Annotated in this window: 12 protein-coding genes and 1 tRNA gene; 8 read left to right on the forward strand and 5 right to left on the reverse strand. The window is 51.9% G+C overall.

Annotation, left to right across the window (positions count from 1 at the left end):
• Positions 1-38 precede the first annotated feature (38 nt).
• The 3 genes from HRQ87_RS00545 to HRQ87_RS00555 form a co-directional block, all read right to left on the reverse strand.
• Positions 39-914 (reverse strand): metallophosphoesterase, encoded by an 876-nt coding sequence (locus HRQ87_RS00545; RefSeq protein WP_174134411.1) that lies wholly within the window; start codon positions 912-914, stop codon positions 39-41.
• A gap of 9 nt (positions 915-923) precedes the next feature.
• Positions 924-2,024 carry an AAA family ATPase gene (locus tag HRQ87_RS00550; protein WP_174134412.1) on the reverse strand — a complete coding sequence of 367 codons (1,101 nt, stop codon included), beginning with the start codon at positions 2,022-2,024 and terminating at the stop codon, positions 924-926.
• Between the two features lie 294 nt (positions 2,025-2,318).
• A tRNA-Arg gene (locus HRQ87_RS00555) sits at positions 2,319-2,395 on the reverse strand.
• A 159-nt stretch (positions 2,396-2,554) separates the two neighbouring features.
• On the opposite strand from HRQ87_RS00555, the gene HRQ87_RS00560 reads away from it, so the two are divergent.
• Positions 2,555-3,430, forward strand: coding sequence for a bile acid:sodium symporter (locus HRQ87_RS00560; RefSeq protein WP_174134413.1), 876 nt, complete (start codon positions 2,555-2,557; stop codon positions 3,428-3,430).
• Between the two features lie 9 nt (positions 3,431-3,439).
• On the opposite strand, the gene HRQ87_RS00565 is transcribed toward HRQ87_RS00560, so the two are convergent.
• Positions 3,440-4,384: a fatty acid desaturase gene (locus HRQ87_RS00565; RefSeq protein WP_246251597.1), complete on the reverse strand. Its 945-nt coding sequence runs from the start codon at positions 4,382-4,384 to the stop codon at positions 3,440-3,442.
• Positions 4,385-4,707: 323 nt separating this feature from the next.
• Here HRQ87_RS00565 and HRQ87_RS00570 point away from each other — a divergent pair, with 323 nt between their 5' ends.
• Positions 4,708-5,517: a division plane positioning ATPase MipZ gene (locus tag HRQ87_RS00570; RefSeq protein WP_174134414.1), complete on the forward strand. Its 810-nt coding sequence runs from the start codon at positions 4,708-4,710 to the stop codon at positions 5,515-5,517.
• Between the two features lie 34 nt (positions 5,518-5,551).
• On the opposite strand, the gene HRQ87_RS00575 is transcribed toward HRQ87_RS00570, so the two are convergent.
• Positions 5,552-6,949, reverse strand: a complete 1,398-nt coding sequence (locus HRQ87_RS00575; protein ID WP_174134415.1) for a hypothetical protein — start codon at positions 6,947-6,949, stop codon at positions 5,552-5,554.
• Between the two features lie 605 nt (positions 6,950-7,554).
• Here HRQ87_RS00575 and HRQ87_RS00580 point away from each other — a divergent pair.
• From HRQ87_RS00580 to HRQ87_RS00605, 6 genes are read left to right on the forward strand one after another with little or no spacing between them, the layout of a single operon-like run.
• Entirely contained in the window at positions 7,555-8,241 is a 687-nt protein-coding gene (locus HRQ87_RS00580; RefSeq protein ID WP_174134416.1) for a hypothetical protein, read from the forward strand.
• On the forward strand, positions 8,242-9,555 hold the full coding sequence (locus tag HRQ87_RS00585; RefSeq protein WP_174134417.1) for a hypothetical protein: 1,314 nt from the start codon (positions 8,242-8,244) through the stop codon (positions 9,553-9,555).
• Positions 9,542-10,498 (forward strand): AAA family ATPase, encoded by a 957-nt coding sequence (locus tag HRQ87_RS00590; RefSeq protein ID WP_174134418.1) that lies wholly within the window; start codon positions 9,542-9,544, stop codon positions 10,496-10,498. The genes HRQ87_RS00585 and HRQ87_RS00590 overlap by 14 nt, the downstream gene beginning before the upstream one ends.
• A gap of 41 nt (positions 10,499-10,539) precedes the next feature.
• Positions 10,540-11,793: a DUF58 domain-containing protein gene (locus tag HRQ87_RS00595; protein ID WP_246251599.1), complete on the forward strand. Its 1,254-nt coding sequence runs from the start codon at positions 10,540-10,542 to the stop codon at positions 11,791-11,793.
• Positions 11,793-12,788, forward strand: a complete 996-nt coding sequence (locus HRQ87_RS00600) for a stage II sporulation protein M (protein WP_174134419.1) — start codon at positions 11,793-11,795, stop codon at positions 12,786-12,788. The genes HRQ87_RS00595 and HRQ87_RS00600 overlap by 1 nt, the downstream gene beginning before the upstream one ends.
• Entirely contained in the window at positions 12,785-13,723 is a 939-nt protein-coding gene (locus HRQ87_RS00605; RefSeq protein WP_174134420.1) for an RDD family protein, read from the forward strand. The genes HRQ87_RS00600 and HRQ87_RS00605 overlap by 4 nt, the downstream gene beginning before the upstream one ends.
• Positions 13,724-13,750: the final 27 nt, after the last annotated feature.

The following is a 13,750-nucleotide window of genomic DNA, read 5'->3' on the forward strand; positions in this document are numbered from 1 at the left end:
TGAAATCCTATAGCTACGCGGCCCACCGCAAGTCATACCTAGTTTTTCCATACGCAAGCATCCCGCAGATATGAAACCGACTCATCGATCAACTCACCCGCGTATCCAATGGACACATTCCTGATATCCGTTCCATGAACTTTGGCGCGAAACCGTCGATGTGAATGCCCAAAGAACCATGTGTCTGGACGATACTGAATGAGCAGATCGCTCATGTCTGAGTGAAAGGCCGCAGAAAGTGTATCGATCTTGCCAGCGACAGCCGGATGGGGGCCGTGATGCGTGACAACGACTGTTTTGCCATGTGATCCGATGGGATGCTGGCTGGCCAAACTATCAGCCAGCCATGCCCGATGATCTTGATGAACGCGAAGGATTTCCCTTGGTTTCAACCGGCGTTCCCGCCGCATAATCGGGATACTGTCGGCGGGGGGGTTAAGATCTAGTGGGGCTCCGATCATGTCATAGTCTGCCATCAGCAAGTCAGCGTTACGCATGGCGATAGATGGCTCGCCACTCAGGTTATAATCGGTCCATAACGTGCAGCAAAAGATACGCGTATCACCATGCAGCAGAGCTGTTTTCTGTACAAAGTGCGCCCCAGCGTTCTTCGCTACCCTTTCCAAAATATGATCGTCGGTCAGATGGCCCGAGTAGAAATCATGATTCCCAGGCAGCGCGTAAATCCGTTCAGGTAGGATGAACTCTGAAAGATATTGGAAGACCTGCGTCCAGCGATCAGCTGGACCGTTTGTCAGGTCGCCGGCGAGGATCAAGGCATCGGCGTTCCAGACGATGTCCTGCAGAGCCCATTGATCAATTGGGTTTAGGGAGAAGCGGCTGTAGCTGTCGTAATGTAGATCGCCCAGAACGACGATATCGCCGTTATGGTCCGGAATAGTTTGATAATTCACGGCGCGAACTCAGTTCAGCATTGGCTGGTAGGCCAATGTCTCGGCACGGTCGAGCATCCGGCTGACTGTCCGCAGGCTCAGTCCAGTGTTTGCAATCGCCCCGAAGTCGAAGACGTCCATTAAGGCTTCCATTGCAGGATCCGGCAAGCACCGGCGGGCACCCTCCATCTCTGCAAATTGCCGCAGTTGGCCCATCGTCAGGTCAGGGAGGTCCAAGACTTGGCAACGGCTTTGCAGGGGCTCAGGCAAGCCTTGGCGGCTATTGGCTGTCATCACCCAATTCACCCAGGACATATCGCATTTGATCTGGAAAAAGGGGCACTCCCATGTCGCGGCTGTCATTCGCTCAAGCAATGGAAGAAGCGCGTCGGTCAGCGAGTGACGCGTGCCTCTGCTTGAGTGGACATCGCCCGCCTTTTCCACTTCATCGACGATGACTAATGGCCCGCCGTGTCGATTGCGTAAAACCGTCTGCATCAACTTGCCTGGTGTGGCGCTGGACCACCCGCGCTGAGATCCGACGAGTGCAAACGTTGCGGGTTCACCAGTCGCATCAATCATGGTCGTCGGTACCGCAAGATGGTGCGCCAGGCGACGCGCCCAGTGGCTTTTACCGATCCCGGGAGAGCCGACCAAGACAAGAGGGTTGAATCGCAGTCCGGGCAGCCCTTCCCGAGCAGATGCACGCAGACCATGCCAGACGGCCTCGGTGGCCTGAGACATCCATGGCATCTCAGCGTGAAGCGCTGCGGCGATCTCATCGGCCTCATGCTCCGTGGCAACACGGGCAACCGGAAGCCCACCTCTGAGGGCCGTCAGCCTGACGCGGTTTTCTGCAGAAAGATGCTGCATGCCAGACGCAGCTTGCTGCCGTTCAAGGAACCAAATGGCGCGCCCTTTGATCCGCTGTTTGTCGGCGTCATCGATCAAATCGTACGCGTACACGCGGTCATCATCCGTCGTGCGACCTGCCGCGATCTCAGCGCGCTGAGCCTTCTCACGAGTTGTCTTCAGGAAATTCGTCAGACGCTTTTCGACATCCCGCAATTCAGGTAGGTCGTCATGGAAGGTAAGAGTGTGAAACGCAATGGTGGTCTGGGATAGGGTCATGAGAGAATCCTTTCATCGCACAAGGATGGCCTTGAGCAGTCGCCCGACGATCAACGACCACCGGGCAAGCAAAAATGAGAGGTTCCGGAACCCATGGAACATTCAGTGAACTGTTTTTGTTCCAGCTGTCAACACCATCCGTATCTGTTGATGATTGGATAGGTCGAGATTGCAGGTTCGGCGCAGTCCCTTGAAATCATTGTGTAAATAAAAGTCCGCTCATCACCTTCATCAAAAACCCGTTTTTTGTCGCAAAAACGGACTTTAGATGTCGGACGTCAAATACTTTAGAAATGGCGATCCCGGAAGGACTCGAACCCTCAACATCCTGATTAGAAGTCAGGTGCTCTATCCAGTTGAGCTACGGGACCGCAGTGCAAAGCACAGGGATATCACTGAAATCATACGCGCAGAATGTCAATAAACTTGTCGCCTGATTTGATGGCATTGTCGATTTTGATCAAGCGGCTTGTGTTGGCTGGTCAAACGTTTCACCATCCCAAAAATATCCCGCGAAGGAGGAGCACTGCGTGGAGATCATTCTGGACGTTATATTGCCGTTATCACTGGCATTCATCATGTTTTCACTGGGGATCAGCCTGACATTGGGCGATTTTGGACGTGTTGTGCAGGTGCCGAAAGCATTTCTGGTGGGCGCCACGGCCCAGATTTTGCTGTTGCCTGTGATTACGTTTTTGACGTTACAGATTGTGACCTTGCCACCGCAACTGGCCGTCGGGGTCATGATCCTGTCGTTTTGTCCGGGCGGGGTGACATCAAACATATTGACGAAACTGGCGGGCGGCACTTTGGCGCTGTCGATCACGCTGACGGCAATTGTCAGCCTGTTGGCCGTAGTAACGGTGCCTTTTCTGGTCGCTGGTTCGGCCGATTATTTCATGGGTGATAGTGGACCCGTGATCAATGTGACGACATTGGCGGTTGCGATGTTTCTGATCACGACTGTGCCAGTCGCCATTGGGGTTGCTTTGCGCCACTTTATAACTGCCTTTACATTGCGGATTGAAACTGCCGCCTTTCGGATTGCAACAACCTTATTTGTTTTGACCATTCTGGGCGCAATCGCAGCAAACTGGTCGGTATTGGTTTCCAATTTGGCGACCTTGGCACCGATCATGATTGGCCTGAATATCGTCTTTTTACTGTTGGGGCTGGGATTGGCCCGGCTTTTCGGGCTGAACACACAGGACTCAATCGCCATTTCACTGGAAACGGGCATTCAGAACGGTACGTTGGGCATTACGGTCGGATCGCTGATCGTAGAAAGCGCATCGAACCTGCCACCTTTTAGTTTGCCATCGGGTGTCTATGGGCTGACAATGTATCTGGTCGCCATGCCGTTTTTGTTCTGGTTTCGCAAGCAAAGTCGAACCCAATCTGCATGAATTAAGGCGCTAGGGCTTTGCCGAAACGGATGTCGAAATAGATTGTTTTGGCCCTGGAAAGCGTACAAGGCGTTTTTGATCTTCATCCCACAGCTTCAAGCTGAAATTGCGGATGGCTTGGGGCCAGCGGATGACCTGCATATCAAAGACTTCGCGCATGTCATGATGACACCGGCGCAGGTTATATGATGGGATGCGGGCATTATAATGATGGATATCATGGTACGAGATATTGGCCGTCGCGATATCAAACCACCAGCCAAGATCTAGCGTAGATGCCCCTTTCAGGGCGGCCGCCTCGAACCGTAAATCAGGTTTACGATCCCAATAGGTATCTTCGAAATTATGCTGAAGATAGACCATGAAAACACCAATGATCCCAGAGCACAGAACCGTTCCGGCGTAAACGATAAGACCTGCCCAACCAAAGATCGCATAGATGATGCCCAACCAAATCATAACTGCCAGGTTATGAACAAGCACACCCCAGACACCAATCTTAAGCGTGTTCTTGGGCCAGCGGTTGCGAATGGCAAAGGCGAAAAAACCACCGATTGGCAGCATCAGTAAGGGATTGCGATACAGCCGGTAAAAGGCCCGTTTCCACAATGGTGCCGTCTGATATTCGCGTAATGTCATCGTATAGATTTCACCGGAATCGCGTTCATCCAGATTGCCGATATGGGTGTGATGGGCGTTATGATTGCACTGCATGGCATAGTACGGCGTCAGCGTGAAAATCGACACAGCGTATCCTGCCATATCATTCAGGCGCTTTGTTTCAAAAAGTGATGCGTGGCCGCAGTCATGTTGTAATACATAAAGACGCACAGCCGCAAAGGAGTTTACGATTACAATCGGGATCACAAGCCACCAATAGGCTATCGCCTGCAGCGCTAGCCAAAAGGTGAAAAAATATACAATTAAATTACCGAAATAACTAAGCAAAGCCATCTTGTTACTACGTTGGCAATACTTACGCGTGAATTCCCTTATCGTCATATCCATTGCTATCTTGTCTTTATATTTTTAATCCGAACAGCCCCAGAAATAAAAACGCGGGGCAAACAGAAAGCACTTAATATAATCTATTTGGAAGTTGTTATATGATTTGACAAGGTTAAAGAGTGCAAAATCGTCGAATGCAGAGTGTGTTTTTACACAGTCGACGGATCAGTGCCTTTTCATTTTGCGCGCCAAGTGAACTTTTCATTGCCGCTCGGCCGTCCTATAACCACAGCGCTGCTTGACAGTGTGAAACGTTTCGGGGGCCTGTCTTGGCGCATATCATCGTTGTTGGAAACGAAAAGGGCGGCGCAGGCAAGTCGACGGTTTCGATGCATGTGGCGACTGCGCTGGCCCGACTTGGGCTTCGGATTGATGTGCTTGATCTGGATCTGCGCCAGCATACAACCGGCCGTTATGTTGAAAATCGCAAGGCGTTTTTGGCAAAATCAGATCTGGATCTGCCGACACCCAGTTATCACGATTTACCGCAGATTGACCAAAGCCAACTGGCCCCTGGCGAAAATATCTATGATCGCCGACTGTCTGATGCGGTTGAGGCTTTGCAGGGCAAAAGCGACTTTATTCTGATCGATTGCCCCGGCTCGCACACGCGGCTAAGCCAGATGGCGCATTCGATTGCCGACACACTGATCACGCCCCTGAACGACAGCTTCGTCGATTTTGATTTGCTGGCGCGGATTAACAGTGACGATGGTAAAATTCTTGGGCCATCGGTTTATTCGGAAATGGTTTGGGGCGCACGGCAACGCAGGGCGCAAGCGGGGCTTGATCCGATCGATTGGGTTGTGGTGCGCAACCGGCTTGGAACGCAGCAAATGGTGAATAAACAAAAGATGGGCAAAGCGCTTGAAAACCTGTCCAAGAGAATCGGGTTTCGGGTGGCGCCTGGCTTTAGTGAACGCGTCGTTTTTCGCGAATTATTTCCGCGCGGTCTAACGCTGCTTGATTTGCGCGATGTGGGAATTTCTCAGATCAGCATGTCGAATATTGCGGCACGCCAAGAATTGCGCGACCTGATCAACGCGTTGTCTTTACCTGATGTTAAAGTGACGTTCTAAGCGAAGAAGGCCGTCAGGACTGATGAGCAGCAAGTCAGGCCGCAACAGCCCAGGACACATCGCGACCCAGTTGAAGAACGATGGCAGCTGCATCAAGAAGCGATTGATCGCCACCTTCCAACTGCAACAAAATCAGCAATTCAGCGGCTTCTTGTACCTGCTCTTCGACCCAAACCGCGTCATCGCGCAGTGTTGCTTGCGACAGACGGTACGAAAATTCATCAAGGGTTTGTGTACAGATCGACAAAAATTCAGGTTCGTCAAATTCATCATCCGTACCAACCAGGTCAACTAGTTGATCCGTTTGCGCATACAAGTAAGACAAAAGCTGATTTTCAGATGATTTCTGAGATGGCTCGACAACAGCAGGCGCTTTATCCAGAATTTCTTCCAGATCAATATCCGGAATTTCATCCAGTACGATCAACGGCGCAACTTGTGGGGCAGCTTCCGCTGCTTGCGGGCGTGCTGACCCGAATGGCTGGGCGTTTACACCACCAAAGCCACTGGTTGGGCGGGCTGCTGGTCTGCCACCACGTGGTGTATCCGGATTTGCAAAGGCTTTGCGCAAAGCGGCTGCATTGGCTTTCAGTGCAGCGCCTTCTTTCTTTTCGGCCTGACGAACAGATTTTGCCAAAAACAGAATGCCCGAAATCAGCGATTTGCCACCGCTTTCGGTCCACACATCCATATTCGCCACTTGCCCACCCGGGGCCGCATCAATGGCGCGATTGGTGGCCAGCGGGATCATCGAATGGAACAGCGGGGCTGCTTTTGTTTTCAGACGGTGCAATGATCGGCTAAGCGAAATCTTGTCCTGCTCTTGACCGGAATGGGTGACAACCAACATGCTGGCATCGGCCATGCGTGCCGGGATGCGGGACCACAAATTGCTTTCAGCCTCGCTCCAGCCCTTGGCGGAATCGGTACACCATAAAACGATCTCAGAGTGCTGTGCCACACGAACAAACTGTTCTTGCAGACGCGCAGGATCATGTGTGCCGGACAAGTCAAACAGGTTTATCCGTTTCAAGAACGGGTTGGGAACATGCAACGCGATATAGTCAGGTTTTTCCTGAACGGCTGCCGCGATATCAATACCGCTGAATTGCTTGCGTTCACCGCCCCACCAGCCAGCACTTGTTCTGTGCGTTTCGCCGAACCGCAGAATCACAGGAGGCATATCGCCGATTTTCAGATCTTCGGGAACAGGATTTTCACCGACCAGAAATTTAACCAGTTCAGATTTACCTGACCCGGCTTCGCCTGCGATCAGAACACGCACGGGACGCACACTGCGGTTTTGTTGAGCGGTCTCATTCGAATTTGTCTGTTCTACCTGGACATTGTTTCCAGAAGACGCTGATCTGGCCGTTGGCATCACGACTTGTGGTCTGACTGCTGCAGAACTTGATCTGATTGGTTGGTTCATAACTGCACCCCTTTGGCGGGCAAAGGATCAGTATAGACAGAAAAACATACGGCAAAACCGTGACTTATCTTGAATGTTTTCTCAATCATATCGGTCCAGAGCACTTGGTACAGACACCGCAAACCCACTAAAGCCCCCCAGCCCAGTTTATGCGTATGCCCTTATGGTTTCATACAGGCGTCAAATTGACTAACATATATACTAAAAAATATCTTCAATTGTTAAAAAACGTAACGTCGACTTGCCGCCAAAACAAAATCCAAACGCAATATGATTAGAATCGTAATGACATATTCAGTGTAACAAAGTCAGTTTTTAAGTAAAGCCGTTGATCTTCTTTACCTTTTTGCAGTTCTGACAAGCGCAATAATGTTGCGCGGTTGCACTAGAAGCGGTCCAAAAACAATCATTGCATGCATGGCACAACTTTAAGGATTTCGCAATGAAACTTGATTTCAATGGTTAACACATTTCCCCTGTGTCCAAAGGCTGCACCGGATAAAAAACGCTATGAAGCATCTTGCGCAGAATGATTTTCGTGCGTACCAGTTTTTTCAATGAGAGCTATTTTATTATTTCTTTTTGCAATGTGTTCGGCAGTGTTTATGCCGATAAGCTTGGCAGCCCAGGATGGTGCCATTGTCAGTCTTGATTTTGAACAAACAGAAAGCGGGCAGGCATATCAAGACGCCATTGATGGAACACGGCTGGCTAACGATGTGACATATCTTGATCCAAACAGACCGTTGCCGGATCTGTTGAACAGGCAAAGCCCGGACCGCACCATACCAGAACCGCGTGAAATCACATCAGGAGCCTCAGAGGCCGTCGCCGGTAGCGCGCGCGTTATTATTTTCGTGATCTGCGCTGTTATATTGGGCGGTATTATCTTTTTGTTCATGAAATTTGGCGGCGTCAGCGTGACGACGTTTCAGAAAAATCCGGATAATACTGCAAGACAACGGTCGGATAATGATCATGCTGATGTTGTACATGCCGCACCGCCGTCAAAACTGGATCAGATCGAAGCGATTACAGATCGGCAGATTGCGATCACAGAACTGATGCGCAGTGCGTTGGTCCGCGCGGCGCAAATGAACAATTTGCGGCTGCAGCGCAGTTGGACGGCCCGTGATGCCTTGCGCAAGTTGCCGCGCGACTGGCAACATCTCATGGCCTTGCGAAACGTCACCCGCGAGGCAGAGCTGGCCCATTTCGGCGACCGCCCTGTGGCCGAAGATGTGTTTCAGACACATCTTGCTGCAATGCGCCCACTTTTTGGGGGCAGATAGATGAGTACCCCGTCTAAAAAAGGCATTTCACCGGAAATCGTGATTATCGCTGTTGTGGTCGTTGCGGTCTTTGTAGTGTTTTGGCTATTGTCCGGCGGAACATCGCAAAATATTAAAAAATCAGCAATTGGTATGGATGGCTTGCATACGTGGCTGACCGAAAACGATGTCGATGCCCAGACATTCAACGGTGGCTGGACAATCGAGACCGAGACTATCGGCTTACGGATCATACCATTGTACGATCTTAATCTATCACGCGCATTCGACCAACCTACGACTGAGCAAGAACAATTCGATCAACAAGACATCGTTGATATGTATTATGGCGTTTTGGACGACAAGATATCAACTATTCAGACAATTGTCGTTTTGCCCAAATGGCGCCTTGGGATGCCATCAACTGGCTATGCCCACCCTGATTTGGTGGTGCAACAAACCAGTCTGTCCCGATTGATCAGACAAATTACCGGCAATCCCGGCAGTGTTAAGTTTGCGGATGCCGGTTTTACAAGATATCCGGTCACACTTGGTCAGGACCGGTTTTCTGCTGAAATATACGCCGCACAAACATTCACGGGAACGAACTGTGTTCCTTTGATTGGCGACGCCCAGGAAATGATCTTGGGTCGCTGTAAAATCCTTGGGGTCGATACCTATGCTGCCCATGACGAGGTATGGATTTTGTCGGATCCTGATCTGCTGAACAATCACGGGCTTCGGTTGGGTGACAATGCGCTGATCGCTTCAACATTGTTGCCTGATCTTGCGGGCGATGGACGTATATTGATTGACTATTCAACGTCGATTTGGGTCAGACAGACCTTTACCCATGTTCAACCGGAACGCAGTTGGGCTGATCTGGGTCGCTTTTTTGAATTCCCGTTCAGTCTGCTTTGGATTGGATTTATTGCGCTATCGGTTTTGTTTATCTGGCGATCCAGTGTCCGTTATGGCGCCGCACGGCGGTTGTTTGATGATGGACCATCTGCGGAAAAGGCCGCATCCATCGCGGCACGGGCACGATTGTTACGCCTGTCTGGCCATGATGGCGCACTTTTGTCCGACTATATTGAAGTCAGACTGACCAGCTTTGCCACCGACCTGTTTGGCCCGGCTTTTGCCAAGCATGGTACGGCGTTGAAAGAAATTGAACGTTTTCTAAACCGAAAAGACCCCCAGATTGCATCCCGCTTTATGTCGTTGACACAAAGCATACGGCAACTGCCTGGTGATATCCCCAGCGCAGACGCCATCGGGTATGTTGATGATTTTGAGACATTGTTAGAACAGGTGAAACATGACCTTAGATGAATTACGCGCCGCAGCCGACGCTATCCGATCCGAGATTGGCAAAGCTGTGCAAGGCCAGGATGACGCGATTGACATGCTGTTAATCTCGCTTTTTGCACGTGGCCACGTGTTGTTAGAAGGCCCGCCCGGAACGGCGAAAACCCTTTTGGCCCGCAGCTTTGCAGCCGCGTTAAAGCTAGATTTCGGACGTATCCAATTCACGCCCGACCTGATGCCCGGCGATGTGCTGGGCGCAAGTATCTTTGATTTTCGCACCAGCGAATTTAACCTGACCAAAGGGCCGGTGTTCAGCGAAATTCTGTTAGCTGATGAAATCAACCGCGCGCCCCCCAAAACACAGGCCGCACTTTTGCAGGCGATGAACGAACGGACCGTGACGATTGATGGGTCGGACCATTCGCTTGGTGATAATTTCTTTGTCATCGCCACGCAAAACCCGATCGAACAACAAGGGACATACCCCCTGCCCGAAGCGCAGCTTGACCGGTTTTTGTTCAAGCTGATCATTGATTTTCCGGATGCGGATGCCGAACTGGATATCCTGAAACTGCATGCCGCACAGCCGCTGGACATGAATTCGCGCACCGAAATGCTGGGCGATGTGGTTGATCCTGAAACACTGGCGTCGGGTCGTGCATTGGTCGACAGCATCCGACTGGATGATGATATCCTTGGCTATATTCTACGATTGGCACGCGCTACACGGAACGATCCGGAAATTTCACATGGGGCATCGACACGTGCAGCGGATGCCATTGCCGGGGCGACCCGCGCGGCAGCAGCGCTTGAGGGACGCGATTTTGCGATACCTGATGACGTGAAACGTTTATATATCCCTGCCCTGCGCCACCGTGTTGTGCTTGGCCCAACGGCCGAAATCGAAGGCAGAACCTCGGCTGATGTTTTGGAAAACATCCTGAACCAGATCGAGGCCCCCCGCTGATCCGTCCATCCATCAGACTGTTGGCGCTGTCTATTGGCGCTATGGCGATCGCTGTTCTGGCGGTCGCCATGGGCGGGGGTTTGCGTGATGCGGCCCTTGTCGTCTGGGTCGCGCTGGGCGTTTTACTGGGCCTGGATTTCTTTTTGTCCTGGCGCGGGCGTGTCCCGGTCGAGGCTGGCGCACCCACCGAATTGTTTGTGGGTGAAACAGGCCATCTGTCCTTGCGCGTTTATCGGTCAGCCTATGGCTTGGGGGCCCGTGTTCCGTGGCCCCGCGGGTTGGACGGGCCATCCGATATCGAATTTGAAACTGCCGAAGACGGATCCGGCATTGCGAATGTGCCCATGCGCGCGGTGCGACGCGGGGTCTGCACTATATCGCATATTTGGCTTCGATGGCCGTCGCGTCTTCAGCTTCTGGAATTCACACCCAAGATGAAGGTGGATTTGTCTGTTGGTGTCGTTCCCAATATCCGTCCCGTTCAATCGGGCGAGATCACGACACATGTCCAATCCACGTTGTACGGCGTGAAAGAAAACCGGCTGGTCGGCGAAGGGTCTGAATTTCATCAGCTGCGTGAATTCGTGCAAGGCATGGACATCAGATCAATCGACTGGAAAAGATCCGCCCGCTATCAAACGCTGATGGCCAAGGACATGCAGTCTGAACGTAACCACCACGTCATTATCGCACTGGATAACGGTCATCTGATGCGCGAAGAAATTGGCGGGCTGCCAAAGATCGATCATGCTGTGAATGCCGGCTTGGCTGTGGCTTGGGCTGCGGCCATTGGTGGCGATCAGGTTGGGCTTTACGCCTTTGACGCGCGGCCGCGAATATTTACGCCGCCCGAACCGGGCCGCCTGGCCTTTGCCCGTCTGCGCAGCCGTACGGCTGAATTGGAATACATGAGTGTGGAATCCAATCACACGCTGGCCATGGCCGAACTGAACGCCAGAACGCCGCGTCGCAGCCTGATCGTGGTGTTTTCGGATTTTGTCGACACCACAACGGCTGAATTGCTTGTCGAAAATGTCAGCGTATTGGCAAAGCGGCATGTGATTATCTTTGTGGCCTTGCGCGATCCTGATCTGGTCGCGATGGCAAATGCCGCCCCTGATACGTTGGATGATGTGGCGACATTGGTATCAGCCGGTCAAATGCAGAACGAAAGACAGTTGGTTATGGAAAAACTGAACCGGTTGGGCGTGACTGTCATCGACAGCGATCCCAAGGCTGTGACGGCCAAGTTGATCTCGACCTATCTTGATATCAAAGCACGGGAACTGATCTGATGGACAATGCAGTCCTTATTCGGTCGGCACGGTTCCGACAGGAACGCGAAAACGACTGGGCGCGGCTTGAACAGATTGTGACTGCGGCTGAAAAACGTGGTGTGCACAACCTGTCTTATGATGATGCGCGTGATCTGGCATCGCTTTATCGTCAGGCTGCCAATTCATTGTCCGTCGCGCGTGAGATATCGCTGGATAAGGCCCTGCTGCAATACCTTGAGGCTTTGACCGCCCGCGCCTATCTGGCGGTTTATGCCCCGCAAGAACGTCTTGGCGGGCTGGTATCACGGTTTTTCCTGAAAAGTGCGCCGCAAGCGATGCGCAGATCCGCACTGTTTGTCCTGATGGGTTTTCTGGCAATGTTTCTGGGCGCCGTTGCCGGCTATCTTTTGTTTCTGGAAAACCCGTCGTGGTATGACGTGTTCCTGCCTGCCGATCTGGCCGGCGGACGCGGCCCCGGTGCCAGCACGGAATACCTGCGCAGCGTGATTTATCAAGACGAAGCCCATTCCGGCCTTGGCGCCTTTGCCAGTTTCCTGTTTTCACATAACACACGAATTGCAATATTTGTCTTTGGGCTGGGCATTTTTGCCTGTGCGCCTGCGTTTTTACTGACGTTTTACAACGGCTTGATCTTTGGCGCGTTTGTCGCACTGCATGTGGAACGCGGCTTGGGCTGGGATATCGCCGGGTGGCTTTCAATCCATGGGGTCACGGAATTATCCGCAATCTGTATTGCTTGCGGTGGTGGGCTGAAATTGGGCAGTGCCGTATTATTCCCCGGCCAGCGCTTACGAACTGAGGCGCTGCGTGAAGAAGGAAAAGATGCGGTTAAGCTGGCAATTGTCGCTGCAATCATGCTGTTTGCGGCCGCCATTCTAGAAGGCTTTGGCCGCCAATTGGTACAGGATATGAACACACGCCTGATCATCGGATGGGGCATCGGGGCGCTGTGGCTGTCGTGGTTTGTCTTTGTCGGGCGGGAAAATAAATGACCCAAAAGGCAAGAACAAAACGTGTGGTCAGAAAAAGCAATCTGCGGCTGATCGAAGATTTCATGCCGCCCGAGGGCGTCCCCATCACTTTTGAAACGGCAGGTTTAGGCGTTCGGCTGGGCGCACAAATCTTGGATATCCTGATCACCTTTTTATTCGTGATTGCCATTGTGATTATGCTTGCCATTGTTGATCTTAGCCGCGGCGAAACGGTTATGGCCGTCGGTTCGTTGCTGTTTTTCTTTATCCGCATCCCCTATTACATCCTGACGGAATTGTTCTGGAATGGCGAAACGCTGGGCAAGCGGATGCTGAAGATCAAAGTGGTCAGCGCTGATGGTCGGTCCTTGACGCCCCATGCCGTTGTGGTGCGCAACCTGACGAAAGAAGCCGAAGTCTTTTTGCCCATCGCTCTTATGTTTACCATGCCGGGGATGGACGGTTGGGGCGTTCTTGCATCGCTTGCGTGGATTGGGGCTTGTTTGATCGGGCCGTTTTTCAGCAAAAAGCGTCAACGACTGGGCGATTTCATCGCGGGCACTTATGTCATCCACAAACCTGTCGCGCGATTGCTGCCGGATCTTTCACGCGCAACGACTGTGCAGCATGCTGAACGCTTTGCCTTTATGCCCCACCAGATGGATCATTATGGTGCATATGAATTGCAGACGTTGGAAACCCTGCTGCAGCGCGACACGTCGAAGACAGTCACATACGAAACTCGTCGCCGGAATGAAGAAACGATGGACGCCATTGTCACCCGCATCCGCCGCAAGATTGATTACAGTGACCCGATTGAAAAAAAAGATCATCGCGATTTTCTGAAAGCTTTTTATGCCGCCCAACGTGCCCATCTGGAACAACGCCAACTGTTTGGAGACAAGAGGGACGATAAATATCAGCTAGCCGAACGGAATAAAAACAACGGGGCGTAATGATCTGAAACGCAAACCAGATCATTA

Origin of the sequence: Parasulfitobacter algicola (assembly GCF_013315265.1) — a bacterium.
GTDB classification, from domain to species: domain Bacteria; phylum Pseudomonadota; class Alphaproteobacteria; order Rhodobacterales; family Rhodobacteraceae; genus Parasulfitobacter; species Parasulfitobacter algicola.

Bases quoted from the DNA above. Each gene is read 5' to 3' on its own strand.
- HRQ87_RS00565 (WP_246251597.1), bottom strand. From the start codon at position 4,384: ATGGCTTTGCTTAGTTATTTCGGTAATTTAATTGTATATTTTTTCACC.
- HRQ87_RS00600 (WP_174134419.1), top strand. From the start codon at position 11,793: ATGGACAATGCAGTCCTTATTCGGTCGGCACGGTTCCGACAGGAACGC.
- HRQ87_RS00580 (WP_174134416.1), top strand. From the start codon at position 7,555: ATGCCGATAAGCTTGGCAGCCCAGGATGGTGCCATTGTCAGTCTTGAT.
- HRQ87_RS00595 (WP_246251599.1), top strand. From the start codon at position 10,540: ATGGCGATCGCTGTTCTGGCGGTCGCCATGGGCGGGGGTTTGCGTGAT.
- HRQ87_RS00550 (WP_174134412.1), bottom strand. From the start codon at position 2,024: ATGACCCTATCCCAGACCACCATTGCGTTTCACACTCTTACCTTCCAT.
- HRQ87_RS00575 (WP_174134415.1), bottom strand. From the start codon at position 6,949: ATGAACCAACCAATCAGATCAAGTTCTGCAGCAGTCAGACCACAAGTC.
- HRQ87_RS00585 (WP_174134417.1), top strand. From the start codon at position 8,242: ATGAGTACCCCGTCTAAAAAAGGCATTTCACCGGAAATCGTGATTATC.
- HRQ87_RS00605 (WP_174134420.1), top strand. From the start codon at position 12,785: ATGACCCAAAAGGCAAGAACAAAACGTGTGGTCAGAAAAAGCAATCTG.
- HRQ87_RS00590 (WP_174134418.1), top strand. From the start codon at position 9,542: ATGACCTTAGATGAATTACGCGCCGCAGCCGACGCTATCCGATCCGAG.